The organism is Streptomyces sp. NPDC031121 (genome assembly GCF_055570615.1).
Window position 1 is genome coordinate 133,276 of sequence record NZ_JBVIGV010000003.1, and the last position, 20,249, is coordinate 153,524.

The 20,249-nt window shown below is 76.2% G+C and carries 15 protein-coding genes; 7 read left to right on the forward strand and 8 right to left on the reverse strand.

Annotated elements, in window-relative coordinates:
* Window positions 1-53: 53 nt before the first annotated feature.
* From ACZ462_RS06245 to ACZ462_RS06260, 4 genes are all read right to left on the reverse strand, one after another.
* Complete coding sequence (locus ACZ462_RS06245; protein ID WP_467807205.1) at window positions 54-1,079, reverse strand: N-acetylglucosamine kinase; 1,026 nt, start codon at window positions 1,077-1,079, stop codon at window positions 54-56.
* Window positions 1,070-2,341, reverse strand: a complete 1,272-nt coding sequence (locus ACZ462_RS06250; protein WP_467807251.1) for a 6-phospho-beta-glucosidase — start codon at window positions 2,339-2,341, stop codon at window positions 1,070-1,072. The genes ACZ462_RS06245 and ACZ462_RS06250 overlap by 10 nt, the downstream gene beginning before the upstream one ends.
* 99 nt (window positions 2,342-2,440) lie before the next feature.
* On the reverse strand, window positions 2,441-3,703 hold the full coding sequence (locus tag ACZ462_RS06255) for an ROK family transcriptional regulator (protein WP_467807207.1): 1,263 nt from the start codon (window positions 3,701-3,703) through the stop codon (window positions 2,441-2,443).
* A 143-nt stretch (window positions 3,704-3,846) separates the two neighbouring features.
* Window positions 3,847-4,938, reverse strand: coding sequence for a mechanosensitive ion channel family protein (locus ACZ462_RS06260; RefSeq protein ID WP_467807208.1), 1,092 nt, complete (start codon window positions 4,936-4,938; stop codon window positions 3,847-3,849).
* 261 nt (window positions 4,939-5,199) lie between these two features.
* On the opposite strand from ACZ462_RS06260, the gene ACZ462_RS06265 reads away from it, so the two are divergent.
* Complete coding sequence (locus ACZ462_RS06265) at window positions 5,200-5,739, forward strand: HNH endonuclease (protein ID WP_365509947.1); 540 nt, start codon at window positions 5,200-5,202, stop codon at window positions 5,737-5,739.
* A gap of 72 nt (window positions 5,740-5,811) precedes the next feature.
* Here ACZ462_RS06265 and ACZ462_RS06270 read toward each other — a convergent pair whose 3' ends face one another.
* Together ACZ462_RS06270 and ACZ462_RS06275 are read right to left on the reverse strand one after the other, a co-directional pair.
* The gene (locus ACZ462_RS06270) at window positions 5,812-6,615 is read right to left on the reverse strand and encodes an alpha/beta fold hydrolase (protein ID WP_467807209.1); all 804 of its coding nucleotides are present in this window, start codon (window positions 6,613-6,615) and stop codon (window positions 5,812-5,814) included.
* A 100-nt stretch (window positions 6,616-6,715) separates the two neighbouring features.
* Window positions 6,716-9,730 carry a beta-N-acetylglucosaminidase domain-containing protein gene (locus ACZ462_RS06275; protein ID WP_467807210.1) on the reverse strand — a complete coding sequence of 1,005 codons (3,015 nt, stop codon included), beginning with the start codon at window positions 9,728-9,730 and terminating at the stop codon, window positions 6,716-6,718.
* 328 nt (window positions 9,731-10,058) lie between these two features.
* Here ACZ462_RS06275 and ACZ462_RS06280 point away from each other — a divergent pair, with 328 nt between their 5' ends.
* A complete protein-coding gene (locus tag ACZ462_RS06280) occupies window positions 10,059-12,119 on the forward strand; it encodes a 4-alpha-glucanotransferase (RefSeq protein WP_467807253.1) in 2,061 nt (686 codons plus the stop codon).
* Between the two features lie 20 nt (window positions 12,120-12,139).
* The gene (locus ACZ462_RS06285) at window positions 12,140-12,376 is read left to right on the forward strand and encodes a hypothetical protein (RefSeq protein WP_189808372.1); all 237 of its coding nucleotides are present in this window, start codon (window positions 12,140-12,142) and stop codon (window positions 12,374-12,376) included.
* A 185-nt stretch (window positions 12,377-12,561) separates the two neighbouring features.
* On the opposite strand, the gene ACZ462_RS06290 is transcribed toward ACZ462_RS06285, so the two are convergent.
* Window positions 12,562-13,056, reverse strand: a complete 495-nt coding sequence (locus ACZ462_RS06290) for a MarR family winged helix-turn-helix transcriptional regulator (protein WP_189808373.1) — start codon at window positions 13,054-13,056, stop codon at window positions 12,562-12,564.
* Between the two features lie 104 nt (window positions 13,057-13,160).
* Between ACZ462_RS06290 and ACZ462_RS06295 the strand changes: the two genes are divergently transcribed.
* The 4 genes from ACZ462_RS06295 (at window position 13,161) to ACZ462_RS06310 (ending at window position 17,444) form a co-directional block, all read left to right on the forward strand.
* Window positions 13,161-14,522, forward strand: coding sequence for an MFS transporter (locus ACZ462_RS06295; protein ID WP_467807211.1), 1,362 nt, complete (start codon window positions 13,161-13,163; stop codon window positions 14,520-14,522).
* A gap of 71 nt (window positions 14,523-14,593) precedes the next feature.
* Window positions 14,594-15,538, forward strand: coding sequence for an EamA family transporter (locus tag ACZ462_RS06300; RefSeq protein ID WP_467807212.1), 945 nt, complete (start codon window positions 14,594-14,596; stop codon window positions 15,536-15,538).
* 36 nt (window positions 15,539-15,574) lie between these two features.
* A complete protein-coding gene (locus ACZ462_RS06305; protein WP_467807213.1) occupies window positions 15,575-16,516 on the forward strand; it encodes a DMT family transporter in 942 nt (313 codons plus the stop codon).
* A 10-nt stretch (window positions 16,517-16,526) separates the two neighbouring features.
* Window positions 16,527-17,444, forward strand: coding sequence for a LysR family transcriptional regulator (locus ACZ462_RS06310; RefSeq protein ID WP_467807214.1), 918 nt, complete (start codon window positions 16,527-16,529; stop codon window positions 17,442-17,444).
* 84 nt (window positions 17,445-17,528) lie between these two features.
* Here ACZ462_RS06310 and pepN read toward each other — a convergent pair whose 3' ends face one another.
* Window positions 17,529-20,114: an aminopeptidase N gene (gene pepN, locus ACZ462_RS06315; RefSeq protein ID WP_467807215.1), complete on the reverse strand. Its 2,586-nt coding sequence runs from the start codon at window positions 20,112-20,114 to the stop codon at window positions 17,529-17,531.
* Between the last annotated feature and the right edge of the window lie 135 nt (window positions 20,115-20,249).

Consider the following 20,249-nt stretch of genomic DNA (forward strand, 5'->3'; position numbering starts at 1 on the left):
AATACGTCCGCACCACCGCCACGGTTCCAGACGAGGGCCCTTCCCGGGCGCGTTCACCCGAAATGGGCACGCAGCTCTGCCCTCGCGGCCACCGGCGCGCCCGCCGCGTCCAGCCCCAGCAGCGCAGCGCCGAGCACCGGCGGCGCCTCGACCACGCGGACGCGGGCCAGCGGCGCCCGCTCCGCCAGCCCCGCCGCGATCCGGGCGTCGAGCCGCCGGTGCCCGGCCGTGAGCACACCGCCGCCGAGCAGGACCGGCGTCCGCGCCCCCAGCAGGTCCAGGCGGGCGAGCGCCACGGCCGCCATCGCGACGACCTCGTCCGCCTGCCGGTCGACGAGCGCGGCGGCGACGCCGTCGCCCGCCTCGGCGGTCTCGAACAGGACGGGCACCGCCTCGTGGATCCGCGACCGCGGCAGGCTGCCCAGGTGCAGCGCCTCGACCAGGTCCGCCACCGAGTCCACGGCGAAGTGCCGCGGCAGGGCCCGGGACAGGCCGGTCGGCTCGCCGCGGCCGTCCTCGGCGCGCGCCGCCCACCACAGGGCCTCCTGCGCCAGGTGCGCGCCGCCGCCCCAGTCCCCGGAGATCCGGCCGACCGCGGGGAAGCGGGCGGTGCGGCCATCCGGGAGCATGCCCGCGCAGTTGATCCCGGCGCCGCACACCACGGCGACCCCGGCCGGGGCGTCCGCCTCCGCCAGCCCGGCCCGCAGCAGGGCGAAGGTGTCGTTCCGTACGTGCACCCGGCCGGCCCGGGCCCAGCCGCGGGCGGCGATCGCCCGCGCGAACCGCTCCTCCTCCACGGGGAAGTCCGCGTTCGCCAGGCACGCCGAGACGCGGTCCGCGTACGGGGGCCCGCCGCGCAGCCCGGCCTCCGCGACGGCCCCGGCGACGGCCCGCTCCAGCTCGTCCACCGCCGCCTCCGTGCCCGTGCGCTGCGGCTGGAAGGCGCCGGAGCGGCCCCGGCCGAGGACGCCGCCGCCGGCGGTGACCAGGGCGGCGTCGGTCTTGCTGTTGCCCGCGTCGACGGCGAGGACGGCGGCCACGGCGCCGGCGCCGTCCCGCGCGGGCCGGCTCACGCCCACGGCAGGTACTCCTTGTTGTGCGCGAGCAGCCGGTCCGCGAGCCCCTCCGCACGGTCGTACTGGCCGACCAGCGGGTGCGCCAGCAGCGCCCGGAAGACCCGGTCGCGCCCGCCGCGCAGCGCCGCGTCCAGCGCCAGTTCCTCGTACGCCGCGACATGCCCCACCAGCCCCGCGTACAGCGGGTCCAGCCGCGGCACCGGGAGCGGCACCGGCCCCGAACCGTCGACCCTGGCCTGCACCTCGACGACCGCGTCGTCGGGGAGGAAGGGCAGCGTCCCGCGGTTGCGTGCGTTGACGACCTGCACCGATCCGGGGCCCGCCCCGGTGCCCAGGAGCGCCGACGCCAGGTCCACGGCCGCCTCCGAGTAGAAGGCCCCGCCCCGGGAGGCCAGCAGCGCCGGCTTCCCGTCGAGCGCGGGGTCGGCGTACAGGGCGAGCAGCTCCCGCTCCATGGCGGCCACCTCGGCGGCCCGGGAGGGTTTCGCGCCGAGTTCCCGGACCACCTCGTCGTGGGCGTAGAAGTAGCGCAGGTAGTAGGAGGGGACGGTGCCGAGCCGGTCCAGGACCTCCCGCGGCAGGCGCAGCTCCGCGGCGATGCGGTCCGCGTGGCCGGCGAGCAGGCCGGGCAGCAGGTCCTCGCCGTCCGGGCCGCCCTTGCGGACGGCGAGCTCCCAGGTGAGGTGGTTCAGCCCGACGTGCTCGAGGTGCAGGTCGGCCGGCTCCGTGCCGAGCAGCGCGGCGAACTTCCGCTGGAGCCCGATGGCGACGTTGCACAGCCCGACGGCCCTGTGGCCGGCGTCCAGGAGGGCGCGGGTGACGATGCCGACCGGGTTGGTGAAGTCGATGATCCAGGCGGCGGGGCTGGTGCGGCGGACCCGCTCGGCGATGTCCAGGATTACCGGGACGGTACGCAGGGCCTTGGCGAGGCCGCCCGCGCCGGTGGTCTCCTGGCCGAGGCAGCCGCACTCCAGCGGCCAGGTCTCGTCGCGGAGCCGGGCCGCCTGGCCGCCGACGCGCAGCTGGAGCAGGACCGCGTCGGCGCCGTCGACACCCGCGTCGAGGTCGGCGGTGGTGGTGATGCGGCCGGGGTGGCCCTGCCGGGCGAAGATCCGGCGGGCCAGGCCGCCGACGAGTTCCAGGCGGTCGGCGGCGGGGTCGACGAGCACCAGTTCGGCGATCGGCAGGGTGTCGCGCAGCCGCGCGAAGCCGTCGATCAGCTCGGGCGTGTAGGTGGACCCGCCGCCCACCACTGCCAGTTTCAGGGTCACGGTTGCCGGCCTTTCACTCCGGAGGGGGCGCGTCCGTGGCGCGGCCCCTGCTGCACGGGAAGGAGCGGGGGAAGGGGATCGGGGCGTACGGGGTCAGCGGCGCGAGGTGTCGAAGACCTCGTCCCGCGCGGTGGCCAGGGCGGATTGCAGGGCGCCCCGCAGCACGGGCCGCTCGCGCACGCTCCCGGGCACCAGGCGGGGCGCGGACGGGGCGAGGTCGGCGAGTTCGGCCTGGACCAGGTCGCGCAGGGCCGCGCCGCCGGCGTCGGTGACGGCGCCGGAGAGGATGACGAGTTCCGGGTCCAGGACGGCGACCAGCGCGGCGAGCCCCGTCGCGAGCGCGGTGGCGTACTGCAGCAGCAGCCGCAGGTTCGCGCCCTCCGGCTCGGCGGCGGCCCGCCGCAGCAGCGCGGCGGCCGCAGCCTCCTGCGCCGCGCCCCCGGCCGGGCCCGGGGCCCCCGCTCCGGCCACCGGCGGGGCGGGGGCCGTCCCGCCGGCCGGGGGCGGCGCCAAACCCAGCCGAGCGGCCAGGGCGACCACCGCGCCGGCGCCGGCGAGTTCCTGGAAGCCGCCCGCGCCGGCCCGGGCCGCCTGCCGGACGAGCGGGCGGCCGGGCACGGGCAGGAACCCGACCTCGCCCGCCCCGCCCGTCCGGCCGCGGTGCAGCCGCCCGCCGAGCACCACCGCGGCGCCGAGGCCCGCGCCGTTCCACAGCAGGACGAAGTCGTCGTGGCCGCGGGCGGCGCCGAGCCGCTGCTCGGCGACCGCGGCGAGGTTCACGTCGTTCTCGTAGCCGACCGGCACGGACAGGGCCGCGGCCAGCTCCTCCGGCAGGGCGGGCGACCGCCGGCCGGATGGGAGGTGGTCCGCGTGCCGCAGGACGCCGGTGCGCCGGTCGAAGGAGCCGGGGACGGCGATCACCGCGCGGCGCAGGTCGCCGCGGCGCAGTCCGGCGGCGTCCAGCGCCCCGTCGAGGGCCCGGGCGGCCTGCCCGGCCGGGCCGCCGCCGCCCGCGCAGGGGACCTCGCAGCTGCCGACGATCCCGCCGGTCAGGTCGGCGACGGCGGCGGTGATGCGATCGGGGGTGACGTCCAGTCCGGCGACGCGCGCAGCCGCCGGGTTGACCCCGTAGAGGCGGGCGCCGGGGCCGGGCCGGCCGGTGGAGGTGCCGGCGGCCACGACGAGCCCGGCGGCTTCGAGGCGGGCCAGCAGCTGCGAGGCGGTGGGTTTGGACAGGCCGGTGAGGCTGCCGATCCGGGTGCGGGAGAGGGGGCCGTGCGCCAGCAGCAGGTCGAGCGCCGCCCGGTCGTTCATGGCGCGCAGCACGCCGGGCGTTGCGGGGGCGGGGGCGGTCATGGGCGCTCTCCCTCGCGCACGGGGCAACTGTTGGGAAAGTTTCCTGTCGGATGGGGAAGGGTGTCAACGCCGGCGCGCCCCGGAAACGCCGCGCCCCCTCGGCGCAGGGCGCGGAGGGGGCGGCTCGAGAGAAGGGGTGGGGGCTATTTGGTGATCCGCGGGGATCCGGCCGACGGGGCGCCCGGCGCTATCGGCGCGGCAGCCTGGGACTGCGGGGAGGCCGGGTTGGCCAGCGCCGACGGCGGCGCCACCGACGCCGCCGGGTCGGCGGCGGGCTCCTCCTCATCGGCGGCGGGCACGCCGCCGATGATCTTGATGCCGGCCTCGTCGAAGGCCTCCTTGATGCGCCACCGCAGCTCGCGCTCGACGGAGAACTGCTGGCCCGGCATCGTCTTCGCCGACACCTTCACCGTCATCGACGCGAGCAGCACCTCGTCCAGGCCCAGCACCTCGACCGGGCCCCACAGCCGCTCGTCCCACGGCGTCTCCTTGGCCATGGCGTCGGCGACGCCGGCGACGACCTCGCGGATCCGCGGGAGGCTCTCCGTCGGCTTGACCTGGACGTCCACACCCGCCGTCGCCCAGCCCTGGCTGAGGTTCCCGATCCGCTTGATCTCGCCGTTGCGCACGTACCAGATCTCGCCGTTGTCGCCGCGGAGCTTGGTGACGCGCAGGCCGACCTCGACGACCTCGCCCGAGGCCACGCCCGCGTCGATCTTGTCGCCGACGCCGTACTGGTCCTCCAGGATCATGAAGACGCCGGATAGGAAGTCCGTCACCAGGTTCCGCGCGCCGAAACCGATCGCCACACCCGCCACACCGGCGCTGGCGAGGAGCGGGCCGAGGTTGATGTCCAGCGCGCCGAGCACCATCAGGCCCGCCGTGCCGAGGATCAGGAACGACGCCACCGAGCGCAGGACCGAGCCGATCGCCTCGGAGCGCTGGCGCCGCCGCTCGGCGTTGACCAGCAGCCCGCCCAGGGCGGTTCCCTCGACGGCCTCGGCACCCCGGTTCATCCGCGTGATCAGCTTGGTCAGCGACTTGCGGACCACCGAGCGGAGCGCCATCGCGATCACCACGATGAGCAGGATCTTCAGGCCCAGGTACAGCCACCCGGCCCAGTTCTCCTCTATGAAGCTCGCCGCGTTCGTCACACTCTCGTGGGCTTCCTGCACCGACGTCGCCGGATCCGGAGTGGCGGCTGCCAGCGGCAGAGGGGCTGCGGGCCAGGGCACGGCGGGAACCTCCAGGTGTCACGGTCTGCCCGCGCGACGGGATGCGGAACAGGCCCTCCCACACTATCGGGGCATTCGGGTGGCCTTGTTGCCTTGTTCGGGGGAGAGACGAGGCTCACCTGGGGAGAAGTGGGGTGTGGTCGAAAACACCCCGGACCCGTTACGGGTGCGTGGTGGCGCTTCGACCAGCCGTAAGGAGAGACTGGATAGCAGATCGTCCCGGCGCGAGCCACGCGCCGCCGGCGTACAAGGAGGCAGTCCGTGCCGCACGTCCTGGTCCTCAACGCGTCGTACGAGCCGCTCGGCGTCGTACCGCTCCGCCGCGCGCTCGTCCTCGTCCTGGAGAACAAGGCGGTCTCCCTGGAGGAATCGGGCGCCTTCCTGCACAGCGCGACCCGGGCCGTCCCCGCGCCCAGCGTGGTTCGGCTCAAGCGCTTCGTGCGGGTCCCCTACCGGGGGCCCGTTCCACTCACCCGGCGTGCGCTGTTCGCGCGCGACGGCGGCCGCTGCATGTACTGCGGCGGCGTGGCCACCAGCGTCGACCACGTGATCCCGCGCAGTCGCGGCGGGCAGCACGTGTGGGACAACGTGGTCGCCGCCTGCCGCCGGTGCAACCACGTCAAGGCCGACCGGCACCTGGTCGACCTCGGCTGGCGGCTGCGCCACCAGCCCGCCCCGCCGTCGGGCCTGGCCTGGCGGATCATCGGAACCGGTCACCGGGACCCCCGGTGGATGCCCTACCTCCAGCCCTACGGGGCCGACGACGCCCTCGACCGCATCGGCGCGGCCGCCGCCTCCTGATGCCGTGACACCCCAGCCCGAGACGCCCGGCCCGGCACGCCAGGTCGGGTACGGGCGCTGCCGCCGCGCCGCTCAGGACGCGGAGGCGGCCGCGGCGTGCGCCTCGCCCACCAGGCGGGCGACCGCCTCCGGCGCGCGCAGCGACGGGTAGTGGTCGCACCCGGCCAGGCGCACCAGGCGGCAGCCGGGGATCCGGGCCGCCATCTCCTCGTTGCACCGCACCACCTCGGCCTGGTCCAGCTCCCCGAGGGCGAGCAGCGCCGGGGCGCGGACCTCCGCGAGCCGGTCGAAGACCGGGGCGTCCTGCCGCTGCCGGCCGGCAGCGGCGAACCAGGCGGGCAGCGCGCCGCGCAGCTGAGCCGCCGCGACGGGATCCGACTCGGCGGTGCCGCCGCCGGCCCGTCCCCAAATCCCGAGGCCCAGCCGGACGATGCCCTGCATGTCCCCGGCGGCCGCCAGCCGGCCCACCTCCTCGAGGAAGCCGGGCGGGGTCAGGCCCTCGGCGCCCGTGACCCCGGGCACGAACAGGGCGAGGCCCGCGACCCGCTCCGGGGCGGCCAGGGCCAGGCTCAGCGCGGTGGCGCCGCCCATGCTGGAGCCGACGAGCACCGCCCGGTCCACCGCGAGGCGGTCCAGGACCGCCGCCAGGTCCTCCATCTGGGAGTACGGGGCCGTCGGCGCGGGTGAGCGGCCGTGGCCGCGGGCGTCGTAGCGGATCACCCGGTGGCCGGGGGAGAGGTACGGCAGGACGGGGTCCCAGACCGCCGAGTCGCCCACGCCCGGGTGCAGCAGCACCAGCGGCAGGCCGCCGCGGCCCGCGCCGCCCGTGTCGTGCGCCCACACCTCGCCGTCCCGCACCGGCACCACCACGTCCATGATCACCAGTCTGGCGGGGGCCGCCGGCCCAGGACAAGGGCGATTGCGGCCGCGGTCCCGCCCGGAACCGGCCGGACGGCGGCCCCTGAAACCCGGACCCTCAGGGGACCACCGCGAACGCCTCGGCCGCGAACAGGCTGCAGCCGTACTTGGTCGCCCGCTTCTCGCAGGTCACACGGACGAACCGGGCCTGCGCCGGATCCAGCCGCACCGACTCCGTGCCGCCCTTCGAGCCCGTCACCGTCGCCGCCCGGTGCCAGGACGTCCCGTCCGCAGACGTCTCCACCCGGTAGGCCGACGAGTACGCCTCCTGCCAGTGCAGGACCAGCAGCCCGAGCCGTGCCGGAGCAGCCAGCTCCGCCTGCCACCAGGCGCCGTCGACCGGCGGCGACGACCAGCGGGTGGCCGCCGACCCGTCGATCACCGCGGAGGCGGGGAACGCCGGCGTCTCGTTCGCCGACGAGGACGCCCGCGCGGAGCGGAGCAGGTCCGGCCCGCCCGTCTTCGGCACCGCCCGGACCGTCAGGACGCGGGTCTGCCCGGCGAACGTGACCGGCACCCGGTGGACGCCCGCCGGGGTGGACGCCGCGACCGCAACCGACACCGGCACCCGGACGCGCGTCCCGCGCGGCGCCCGCACCTCGGCGGGCAGCCGCACCTCGACGCCCTGCGGCGCCGCCGCCGACAGCGGGCCGCGGACCTCGCCGGGCCGCAGCGCCGACAGCTCCGCCGTGACCGTCCGCGCCGCCCCGCCGATCTCCACGTCCACCGACTCCGGCAGCTCGAACGACGCCTCCGGCCCGTCCGCCAGCCACGGCACCACCCGGTGCACCACCGGCGCCGTCCCCGCCCAGGACAGCCGGACCGCGTCCGCCCGCACCCCGCCCGCGTCCGCCTGCGTCCAGCCGGTCGGCGACGCGTCGGCGACCTTGCGCCAGCCCTCGCCCGGAACGTGCACCTCCACCGCGCCGCCCCGCGCACCCTGCGGCAGCGGATCCGTCATCACCGTCACCGCCGACACCGGCCGGACCCCGTCCAGGCGGACCGTCCAGGCGCCCGGCTCGCGGGAGACGGTGCCGGTCTCACGGGCCGCGCCCGTCCAGGCGTCCGCCTCCTCGACGGCCCTCGCGAGGAACGGGTCCAGCACCGCTTTGTCGACACGCGCCGCGGACGGCTCCGCCAGCTTCTTCCGCGCCTCCGCCAGCGCCCGCGACGCCTGCCAGGCAGCCGCGCCGTCCCCGCGGGTCTGGGCGCGCAGCAGGTCCACCGCCAGCTCGCCGGCCGCACCGTACGCGGAAACGCGCGCCAGCCACGGCCCGCCCTCGGAGGACAGCCCCGGCAGCCGCTCGGGCGCCTCCCGCATCGCGGTGAACGCGGCCCGCAGCCGCTGCCCGGCCGCAGAGTCGCCCGCGGCGCGGCCCTGCCAGAACTCGTCCATCAGCGGCCGCAGATAGGCGGACTCCGGCTGGGCAAGGCCCGAGGAGGCGGAGTTCCCGGCGAGCGCGGCCAGCGACTGCCGGGCCCGCGCGTCGGGCCCGGCCAGGTCGGCGACGGCGGCCGCCCAGGAGTCCCCGGGCCGGTAGCCGCTCGCGTTCCACGCGAAGTCGGCGGCCGTGAACAGCGGGATCCGCGACAGCGAGGCGTGCGGCATCGCGTTGGCGAGCAGCCCCGCCGAGCCGCCCGCGACGGCCGGCTCGCGGCCCGTGTACGGGCCCAGGAAGATCCGGCCCGGATCCCAGTCGTTCACCGGGTAGTTGTCCATCGTCAGCAGCGGGTGCTGCCCGAAGGCCTCCCGGGCGCCGGACAGCTCGCGGCCGGTGATCGTGCGCGGCACGACGCCGACGCCCGTCCAGGCCACCTCCACCCGCTCGTCCAGCCGTTCGGCGAGGACGGTCCGGTACGCGGTCGCGCCGTTCTGGTGGTACTCCGTCGGCAGCAGCGACAGCGGCGCCGCCCCCGGGTGCTTCGCCGCCAGGTGCGCGGCCAGCTCCCCGGCGACCTCGGCGTGCGCCTTCGCGGCGGCCTTGGCGCCCGTGCCGTAGCGCACCCGGTCCGCGCGGCAGCCCCACTCCGAGTAGCTGATGTCCTGGAACTGCACCTGGAACGCCCGGAAGCCGAGCTCCCACATCGCGTCCAGCTTGCGGGCCAGCGCCGCCCGGTCCTCCGCCGAGGCCAGGCACATCGACTGCCCCGGCGCGACCGCCCAGCCCAGCACGACCCGGTTGGCGCGGGCCCGGCCGGCCAGCTCCCGGAACTGCTCCTGCTGCGCGGCCGGGTACTCCGCCCGCCACTCCGTGGTGCGGTACGGGTCGTCGCCGGGGGCGAGGAGGAGCCGGTTCTGCTTGGTGCGGCCCATGAAGTCGAGCTGCGCGAGCCGCTGGTCGTGCGTCCAGGGCTCCCCGTAGAAGCCCTCCGTGATCCCGCGCACCGGGGCGGACGGCCAGTCCCGCACCAGGACCCCGGGGACCTTCCCGGCGCCCGCCGCGAGGAGCTGGCGCAGCGTCTGCGCCCCGTGGAAGAGGCCGTCCTCGCCGGTGCCGGCCAGGGCGACCGTGGACCGGCCGCCCGTCTTGCCGACGGCCAGCCGGTAGCCGCCCTTCGGGAGGTCCCCGACCTCGGACGCGCCGAGCGCCCGCAGCGCCTCCTCGGCGCCGCGCCCGTCGAGCCGTACGACGGTCCCGGCCTCGGGAAGCGGCGCGCCGGGCGCGGGCTCGTGCAGGACGCGCACGCCCGCGGCGCGCAGCGCCGTGCGGACCACGCCGACTGCGTACGGGTCGGCGTCGGGCGCGGCGACCAGCACGGCCTGCTCGCCGAGCGGGACCTCCCGCGCCGCGTCGGCGGCCATGGACTGCGGGCGGGGCCACACGCCCGGCCCCTCGGCGGGGGTGCGGGGTGCGACGGCGCCCGGGTCGAGCAGCGGCCCGGGCTGGTTCCCCGCCGGGGCTCCGGCGGCCGCCCCGGGCGCCCCCTTGGCTCCGCTGCCGGCCTGGTCGGGGGAGGGCGCGCCGGTCGACGACAGCAACCCCTGGTGCTCGGCCGCCACGGCGCCGCCGAGCAGCGTGCCGATGACGGCGATGGCCACGGCAGTGTTCCGCTTCCTGCCCCTGAGCTGCACGAAGCCTCCCCGTCCCGAGTTCGCCGGCGCTCGTACGAATGAGCCCGAGCCCACCACCCGTGCGGCCGGAGTGTCAATGCGAGCGGGTGATCTGACCCGGAACCGCCAGGAATGCCGGGCCGTCTGCTGGGTATGGCTGCGGTGTCGAACCGCGCCGCGCCACGGGTCGCTGACCCACCCTCACCACCCGCCCGGACCAACGGGAAGGCAGAACCGTGGAATCCGCTACGCCGGCCGGCGCCGCCCCCACCGCCCCGCCCGGCGGGCCCACCACCCCCGCCGCGGCGGCCGCCGCCGGCGGCCGACCACAGGGACACCGGTGACCTCCATGGACGAACTCGCCCGGCTCGCGGCCCTGCAGGGCGTCGCCACCGACTACCGGCCCGCGGAGGGCGTCACCGTCGACGTGCCGCGCGAGACGGTCGTCGCGGTCCTCGGCCTGCTGGGCGTGCCCGCCGGCACCCCCGAGCAGGTGCGGGAGGCCCTGGCCGCGGCCGAGCGGGACGCCGCCGAGCGGCTGCTGCCCCCCGTCCTCGTCTGGTGGGCCGGATCGGCGGCGCCCCGTGAGCTGGCGGGGCTGCCCCGCGGGACCCGGACCCGGCTGGAGCCCGAGGGGGCCGCGGAGGGCGGGGCGGCCGCGGAGGGCGGGGCGGCCGCGGCCGGCTCCGCCGGCCCGTACGACTGGGACCCGGCGGTCCTGCCGCCGCTCGGCGTGCACCGGGTCCGCGCCGAGGCCCCCGACGGCCGCACCGGCACCGCGACACTGATCGTCGCCCCCGAGCGGGCCCCCGCCGCACCCGAACGCGCCCACGGCGTGCTCGTCCAGCTGTACTCCCTGCTCTCCGAACGCTCCTGGGGCATGGGCGACCTCGGGGACCTCGCCGCGCTGGCCCGCTGGGCGGGCCGCACCCACGGCGCCGGCTTCGTCCAGGTCAACCCGCTGCACGCGGCCGTCCCCGGAAGCCCTGCGGACCCCTCCCCGTACCGGCCGGCCACGCGCCGCTTCCCCGACCCCGTCCACCTGCGCATCGAGGACCTCCCCGAGTACGCCGCCTGCCCCGACCCCGCCGCCCTGGCCGCGCTCGCCGCCCGCGGCGCCGAACTGCGCCGCGCGGTGCTGGAGAAGGGCGCCCTCGTCGACCGGGATGCCGTCTGGGAGCTCAAGCGCGCCGCCCTGGAGCTGCTGTACGCCGTCCCCCGCACCCCGGAACGGGAGGCCGCCTACCGGGACTTCCGCGCCGAGCACGGTGAGGCCCTCGACCGCCACGCCGCCTGGTGCGCCGCCCGCACCGGAGGCCCGAACGGCGCCCCGACCGCCGCAGCGGCCGACTTCCACCGCTGGCTCGTCTGGCTGACGGACACCCAGCTCACCGCCGCCCAGCGGGCGGCACGCGAGGCCGGCATGGCCGTCGGCATCGTCCACGACCTCGCCGTCGGGGTGCACCCGGACGGCTCGGACGCCGCCGGACAGCCCCTGTACGCCGGGAGCGCGAGCGTCGGCGCCCCGCCCGACGCCTTCAACCCCCGCGGCCAGGACTGGGGCCTCCCGCCGTGGCGGCCCGACCTGCTGGCCGCCGCGGGATACGCCCCGTTCCGGGACCTGCTGCGCGGGGTGCTCCGGTACGCCGGCGCGCTCCGCATCGACCACGTCATGGGCCTGTTCCGACTGTGGTGGATCCCCGAGGGCGCGCCGCCCGCCGACGGCACGTACGTCGCGTACGACGGCGAGGCGATGCTGGCCGTGCTGGTGCTGGAGGCGCACCGGGCGGGCGCCCCGGTCGTCGGGGAGGACCTCGGGACGGTGGAGCCGCAGGTCCGCCGGGCCCTGGCGCGCCGCGGCGTGCTGGGCACCTCCGTGCTGTGGTTCGAACGGGACTGGGCGGGCGGCGGGGCGCCGCTCCCGGCGGACGCCTGGCGGGCCGACTGCCTGGCGACGGCGACCACCCACGACCTGCCGCCCACCGCCGCCAAGCTGGCCGGCGCCCACGTGGAGCTGCGCGACCGGCTCGGGCTGCTGACGCGCCCCGTGGAGCAGGAGCGCGCGGAGGACGCCGCGGACACCGCGCAGTGGCTGGACCTGCTGGCGGACGAGGGATTCGACACCAAGGACGAGGAGGCCGCCGTCGCCGCCCTGTACGGGTTCCTGCTGCGCACCCCGGCCCGGCTGGTCGGCGTGTGGCTGCCCGACGCGGTCGGGGACCGGCGGCCGCAGAACCTCCCCGGCACCTGGGACCAGTACCCCAACTGGCGGCTCCCGCTCGCGGACGCGGACGGGCGTCCCCTCACGCTGGAGGCGCTGGCCGCGTCCGCCCGGGCGAACGCCCTGCTGAACGCGGTGCGGGAAGGCGGGCCCGCCCGTACGGCACCCCCGGGCGCGCGCCTCGTTTAGGTGTTCGCTACGTTTGCACCGTGGACAAGAAGAACGCCCTGCGCGCCGGCGCCGTCACGGCCGGATCGACGCTGATGATGCTGCTGATGACGTCTCCCGCGCTCGCGCTGACCCGCGACGACGGTGACGACCCGGGGCCGGGCATCGGCCTCGCCGAGACCCTCGGCGTGTTCGTGGCGCTGCCGGTGGTCCTGTTCCTGGTCATCGCGGGCCTCGTGATGGTCGGCGACAAGTCCCGCAAGCAGCAGCAGGGCTGAGCGGACTCGAACTGAGACAGCCGGGCTGAACCGGCCCCCATGCGGGGGCGGCACGCCCGGCATGCTTCCGGGGCGCCGGAGGTCCCGCTGCCGGTGCACGTCGCCGGCGGCGGTGGGACCTCCGGCGCTCCGGCGTACCTGCGTACGGCCGTACGGCGCCCCCGCCGCCCCTCCGGCCGCCGCCCTCAGATGCCGGCCAGGAGCTTGCGGAGCAGGCCGGTCAGCAGGGCGGTCTCCTGCTCGTCCAGGCCCGACAGCGCCGCGCGCTGCACCTCCAGGCCGGCCGCCACGGCCTCGTCGACGAGTGCCAGCCCCCGGTCCGTGATGGTGACCTGGAGCCCCCGCCGGTCGTGCGGGTCGGGCTTGCGGCACAGCAGCCCGGCCTTCTCCAGCTTGTCCAGGCGGCCCGTCATGCCGCCCGAGGTCAGCATGAGCGTGGCCGCCAGCTGCCGCGGCGACAGCGTGTAGGGCTCGCCGGAGCGGCGCAGCGTCCCCACGACGTCGAACTCCCCGCGCGTGAGCCCGTACCGGGCGTAGGCGCGCTCCATCGCGTCGCCCATCGCCCGGTCGATCCGGAAGATCCGGCCGAAGAGGGCCATGGGGGCCGTCTCCAGATCCGGGCGCACCACGGCCCACTGGTCGATGATCGCGTCGACGGCGTCCCTGTTGACCTCGCTCATGTCCGCAGTATCGGCCGTCACGCCGATCGCCCGCAAGAAAGTTGCTTGACGGAAAGTAGCTTGCCAGTAAGCTACTTTCCATCGACCTACTTTCGGGGGGAACCATGGCAGGCGGGCGGGCTCAGCAGCGGCAGCGCAGACGGCAGGACCGGCTCCCGGGGGAGCGGCCGCTGCTCGCAGGCATCGGCATCAGCGCCGTCGGGATCGGGATGTACGTCCCCTTCTCCCTCGTCTTCTTCCACCACGTCACCGGCCTCTCCTTCGCGGTCGTCGGCCTGGTGCTCACGGCCACCGGGCTCACCGGGCTCGCCTTCATGCCCGCGGCCGGGGCGGCCGTCGACCGGTTCGGGGCCCGGCGCGTCACCCTCCTCCTCTACGCGGTCCGGGCGCTCGGGTTCGCGCTCTACCCCTTCGCCCACTCGCCGGCCGCCTTCGCCGCGGTCGCGCTCCTGACCGCGCTGGCCGACCGGTCCTTCCCCGTCGTCCAGCAGTCCCTGATCGGGGAGGTGGCCCGCGGCTCCGCCCGCGACCGCCTCCAGGCCTCCCTGCGGGCCCTGCAGAACGCCGGGATGGGCGCGGGCGCGCTGATCGTCTCCGGGGTGCTCGGGGTGTGGGGCACCGCCGCCTTCTCCCACACCGCCTGGGGCAACGCGCTGGCCTTCGCCCTCGCCGGGCTCCTCGTGACCCGGGTCCGCCCCGCCGCTGCCGCGGGGCCGGCGGCCGCCGCCGCCCGGACCCGGGCCGGATACCGGATGGTGCTGCGCGACCGGCCCTTCCTCGGGCTGACCGCCGCGAACTTCCTGGCCGCGCTCGGCTACGCCGCCCTATCGGTGCTGTTCCCGCTGTACATCGCCACGTGGCTGCACGGCCCTGACTCCCTCACCGGAGCCGCGTTCACCGTCAACACCGCCCTGTGCGCCGGCGCCGGCATCCTCGTCGCCTCCCGAGTCCGCCGCTCCGGCGCCCGCCGCACCCGCTCCGCGGCGCTGGGCGCGCTGCTCTTCGCCGCCGCGTTCGCCGGGCAGATCGTGCTCGGCACCGTCCGGCCCGGGCAGACCGCGACCGTCGCCGCGCTGCTGGCCATCGTCGTCGTCTACACCCTCGGCGAGCTCGTGCACAGCCCGTCCGCCGGCGCCCTGTCCGTCTCGGCCGCGCCCGAGGCCGTACGCGGCCGTTACCTCGCCACCTACCAGCTGTCGTACTCGCTGGCCACGACGCTCGCCCCGTCGCTGTTCACCGCCCTGATGGCGGTCGACGGCCGGCTGCCCTGGGCCGTTCTCGCCGCCGCGGCCGCCGGGTGCGCGCTCGCGCTCGTACGCCTGGAGCGGCACCTTCCGGCAGACGCCGTGCACGCCGAGCCGCCCCGGACGCCCGCGCCGGCCGGCCATGCCGTCACGGCAGTCCCGGCGGCCCCGGCAGTTCCCGAACCCCGGGACGCCGGCCGGCCGCTGTCCGCCCGGCCCTGACCCGCGGGCGCCGCCCCTCCGCGCCGACGGCACCGAGCCCGCCGGCCCCCTCCGCCTCCCGAGGAGCCGCCGTGAACCGCCCCGCCACCCTCGCCCTGACCGCCCTGGCCCCGGTCTCCTGGGGCTCCACCTACGCCGTCGCCACCGAACTCCTGCCCCCCGACCGGCCCCTGTTCACCGGGGTCATGCGGGCCCTGCCCGCCGGGCTGCTGCTGACCGCGCTCTCCCGCACCCTTCCCGCCGGCAGCTGGTGGTGGAAGTCCGCCGTGCTCGGCACCCTCAACATCGGGGCCTTCTTCCCGCTGCTCTTCCTCTCGGCCTACCGCCTCCCCGGCGGTGTCGCCGCCGTCCTCGGCTCGGCCGGGCCGCTCTTCGTCGTCGGGCTCGCCGCCCTCCTGCTCGGTGAGCGCGCCGAGCTCCGGACCGTCCTGGCCGCCATCGCCGCGGCGCTCGGAGTCGGCATGGTCGTCCTGACCGCCCAGGCCCGCCTCGACGCCCTCGGCATCGCCGCCGGAGTCGTCTCCTCCGCGTCCATGGCCGCCGGCACCGTGATGACGAAGCGCTGGGGGCGCCCCGCAGGCGCCGGCCCGCTCGCCGCCACCGGCTGGCAGCTCACCGCCGGCGGACTCGCCATCGTCCCCGTCGCGGCGCTCGTCGAGGGCGCACCGCCCGCACTCGACGGCCGGGCCCTGCTCGGCTACGGCTACATGATGCTGATCAACACCGGGATCGCGTACTGGCTCTGGTTCCGCGGCATGGGACAGCTCAGCGCCACCTCCGTCACCCTCCTCGGGCCGCTGTCCCCGCTGACCGCCGCCGCCATCGGCTGGGCCGTCCTCGGGCAGGACCTCGGCCCCGTGCAGCTCGCCGGCATGGCCCTCGCCTTCGGCGCGACCGTCGCCGGGCAGGTCTTCGCCGCCAGGGCCGCCGCACCAGCGCCAGAACCGTTCAGTTCTGCTGCAAAGAACGATCGGAACTTTTCGATGGACCTGACGGATCGGCCGGTGCGACGGTAGGGGCACCCACCACCGCCCACCCCGGAAGGAAGACCCGTGGCCGTCACGGACCGGACCCGCCCCGCCCCGCCGCAGCAGGACCGCGCCGCCCGCCGGCCGCGCGACACCGCCGCCCGCGCGGCCGGGCCGGGCGTGCTCCTCGCCCTGACCGCCACGGTCGTCTGGTCCGGGAGCTTCGTCGCCACCCGCGGCATGGCCGACGTCGTCCCGCCCGTCCAGGCCGTCTTCTGGCGGTGGGTCATCGCCGCTGCCGCCGTCGCCCCGTTCGCCGCCCGGCAGGCCTGGCGGCAGCGGCACCTGCTCCGCCGGCACCTGGCGTACACCGCGCTCGCCTCCCTCTTCGGCGTCGCCCTCTACAACACCCTCGTCCACCAGGCCGGACTGACCACCTCCGCCGCCAACATGGGCATGATCATGGCCGCCTCGCCGGTCCTCATGGCCCTCTACGCCCGCGCCGGCGGGGAACGCCTCGGCCCCCGCCGCACCCTCGGGCTGCTGACCGCCCTGGCCGGCGTCCTGCTCCTCGTCGGCGACGGCTCCCCCGGCCTCCGCCTCGGCGCCGGAGACCTGTGGATGTTCGGCGCCGCCCTGTCCTTCGCCACCTACAGCGCGCTGCTGCGCCGCAAGCCCGCCGAACTCGGCGGCCCGGCCTTCCTGCTGGCCACCTTCGTCCTCGGCGCGCTGATGCTGGCCCCCGCCTACGCCGTCTCCCTGCACCTCCAGGGCGGCTTCACCCCCACCCCGGGCACGGCCGGCATGCTCCTCTACGTCGGCGTCATGTCCTCCGCGGTCGCCTTCTTCGCCTGGAACAGGGCCGTCACGCTGATCGGCCCGGCCCGCGCCGGCGCCGTCTACCACCTCCAGCCCGTGTGCGTCGCGGGCCTGGGCCTGCTGATCCTCGGCGAGCGCACCGGCCCCGCCGAACTCCTGTGCATGGCGCTGATCCTCGGCGGCGTGGCGCTGGGGGCCCGGCGGTAGGTTCGGGCCCATGACCGAGTGGGACATCAAGAAGCTGCGGATCCTGCGGACCCTCGCCGAACAGGGCACCGTGACCGCGACGGCGGAGGCGCTGCACCTGACGCCCTCGGCCGTCTCGCAGCAGCTGGCCAACCTCGCCCGGCAGTTGGGCGTCCCGCTGCTGGAGGCCCGCGGCCGCCGGGTCCGGCTCACCGACGCCGCCCGGCTCGTGCTGCGGCACGCCGACGCCGTCTTCGCCCAGCTCGAACGGGCCGACGCCGACCTCGCCGGATACCTCGCCGGCGACACGGGAGAGGTCCGCATCGGGGCCTTCTCGACCGCCGTCCCCGTCCTGGTCGTCCCGGCCGTCGGGATCCTCCGCGAAGCCCATCCCCGGCTGGAGGTGCGCGTCCGCGAGACCGAGGCCGCCGAGTCGTACGAACTGCTCTCCGCCGGCGCGGTCGACCTGGCCCTCTCCCTCGCGGCGCACGCCCCGACCGCCCGCGACGCCCGCTTCAGCCGCATGGTGCTGCTGGAGGACCCGCTCGACGTGGCCCTCCCGCGCGGCCACCCGCTCGCGGACGCGCCGGACCTCCGGCTCGCCGACCTCTCCGGCGAGCCGTGGATCTACGGCGGCAGCGGTCCGTGGCAGGAAATCGCCCGCACCGCCTGCGAGGCGGCGGGCTTCGTCCCCGAGCAGGCCCACACCGCGGCCGGCTGGACCGCGATCCTCGCCATGGTCGAGGCCGGGATGGGCGTCGCCCTCGTCCCGCGCATGGTGTCGGACCGGGCCTGCGGCGCCGCCGTCCGCGTCCTGGCCCGAGACCGACCCACCCGGCACGTCATCGCCGCCACCCGCCGCGGCGCGGAGGCCTCGCCCGCCGTGGCCCGGGCCCTGGACGCGCTGCGGGAAGCGGCCGCACGCCGGGCATCCGCCGCCCGCGTGTGAGACGGTCCGCCGCCGGTCCCGGACGCGCCGGTGCCCCGGCCCCGCCGTGGGCGGGACCGGGGCACCGGATCGACTGCGCGTGCGTCAGGCGCGGCCCGCGGCCGCGTCGGCGGCCTGCGCCCTCAGGGCGCGCTCGACGCCCGAGCGGGACTCCGAGACCAGGCGGCGCAGGGCCGCGTTCGGCTCGGCCGAGGCCGTCCAGGCGTCCGTCGCGTCCAGGGTCTCCTGCGACACCTGGAGCGAGGGGTACAGGCCGACCGCCACCTGCTGGGCGATCTCGTGGCTGCGGCTGTCCCAGACGCCCTTGACCGCCGCGAAGTACTTCTCCGCGTACGGGGCCAGCAGCTCTCGCTGGTCGGCCTGGACGAAGCCGCCGATCACCGCCTCCTGCACCGCGTTCGGGAGGTCGCCGGACTCCACCACCGACGCCCAGGCCGCGGCCTTCGCCTCGGCCGTCGGGCGGGCCGCCCGCGCGGTCGCCGCGTGGCGCTCGCCGGCCGCCGTGGGGTCCCGCTCCAGCTCGGCCGCGATGGCCGCCTCGTCGGCGACGCCGGTCGCCGCCAGCCGCTCCAGGAACGCCCAGCGCAGCTCGGTGTCCACGACCAGGCCCTCGATCTCGGCCACCCCGTCCAGCAGGGCCTTCAGGTAGGTCAGCTGGTCCTCGGTGCGGGCCGTGGCCGCGAACGCCCGCGCCCACGCCAGCTGGTGGTCGCTGCCCGGCTCGGCGGCGCGCAGGTGCTCCAGCGCGGCCTCCGTCCACCGGGCGAGGCCCTCCTCGCGCCACGCCGGGTCGGCGTACAGGTCGAGGGCCAGCTTCACCTGGCGGTGCAGCGACTGCACGACGCCGATGTCCGACTCCTTGCCGATGCCCGACAGGACCAGCGACAGGTAGTCGCGGGTGGCGAGTTCGCCGTCGCGGGTCATGTCCCACGCCGACGCCCAGCACAGCGCCCGCGGCAGCGAGTCCGTGAAGTCGCCCAGGTGGGCGGTGACGTTCGCCAGGGACACCTCGTCGAGGCGCACCTTGGCGTACGAGAGGTCGTCGTCGTTCAGCAGCACGACGGCCGGGCGGGCGCGGCCCACCAGCTCGGGGACGTCCGTGAGCGCGCCGTCGACGTCCAGCTCGATCCGGTCGGTGCGCACGAGCCGGCCGCCGTCGAGGTCGTACAGGCCGATCGCGATCCGGTGCGGGCGCAGCGTCGGCTCGCCCTGGGCGCCCGCGGGGAGCGCCGGGGCCTCCTGGCTGACCGCGAAGGAGGTGATCACGCCGTCGGCACCGGTCTCGATGCGCGGGCGCAGGACGTTGATGCCGGCGGTCTCCAGCCACGCCTTGGACCAGGCGGCCAGGTCGCGGCCGGAGGTCTCCTCCAGGGCGCCCAGCAGGTCCGACAGGCGCGTGTTGCCGAAGGCGTGCGCCTTGAAGTACGCCTGCACGCCCTTGAAGAACGCCTCCATGCCGACGTAGGCGACGAGCTGCTTGAGGACCGACGCGCCCTTGGCGTAGGTGATCCCGTCGAAGTTGACCAGGACGTCGTCCAGGTCGCGGATGTCCGCCATGATCGGGTGCGTGGACGGCAGCTGGTCCTGCCGGTAGGCCCACGTCTTCATCGAGTTGGCGAAGGTGGTCCACGCGTGGGGCCACTTCGAGCCCTCCGCGTACGCCTGGCAGGCGATCGAGGTGTACGTCGCGAACGACTCGTTCAGCCACAGGTCGTTCCACCACTCCATGGTGACCAGGTCGCCGAACCACATGTGCGCCAGCTCGTGGAGGATGGTCTCGGCACGCACCTCGTACGCGGCGTCCGTGACCTTCGAGCGGAAGACGTACTGGTCGCGGATGGTGACCGCGCCCGCGTTCTCCATCGCGCCCGCGTTGAACTCCGGCACGAACAGCTGGTCGTACTTGGCGAACGGGTAGTCGTAGGCGAACTTCTCCTGGAACCAGTCGAAGCCCTGCCGCGTGACGTCGAAGATCGCGTCGGCGTCCAGGAACTCCGCGAGGGAGGGCCGGCAGTAGATGCCGAGCGGCACGACCTGGCCGTCCTTGCCCTCGTACGTGCTGTGCACCGCGTGGTACGGGCCCACGATGAGCGCGGTGATGTACGTCGAGATGCGCGGGGTCGGCGCGAAGCGCCAGACGTTGTCCTTGACGTCGGCGGCGTCCGGAGTCGGGGAGTTCGAGATCACCGTCCAGCCCTCGGGCGCCGTCACCGTGAACCGGAACGTCGCCTTCAGGTCGGGCTGCTCGAAGTTGGCGAACACGCGCCGCGCGTCCGGCACCTCGAACTGGGTGTACAGGTAGGCCTGCTGGTCGACGGGGTCGACGAAGCGGTGCAGGCCCTCGCCCGTGTTGGTGTACGCGCAGTCCGCGACGACCTTCAGCTCGTTGGCACCCTGGAGCAGGTGCGGCAGCCGGATGCGGGAGTCCCGGAAGACGGCGGCCACGTCCAGGGACGTGCCGTTCAGGACGACCTCGTGCACGGCCGGGGCGACCAGGTCGATGAAGGTCTCGGCGCCCGCCTCGGAGCTCCGGAACCGCACGGTCGTCACGGAGGGGTACGTCCCGCCCTCCTGCGCACCGCTCAGATCGAGGTCGATCTCGTACGAATCGACGCTGAGCAGCTTCGCCCGCTGCTGCGCTTCTTCACGGGTCAGGTTCGTGCCAGGCACGCGTTCATCTCCTTCGATGGTGACGTTCGCGGTCATCCTTGCATGCCGCAGCGGCCTCCACCTGGCGGAACCAGGGCCTCCGCCCCAGGTGCGCCGCAGGGGTGGCACCGGGCCCCGGCACCACCCCTGCACGCG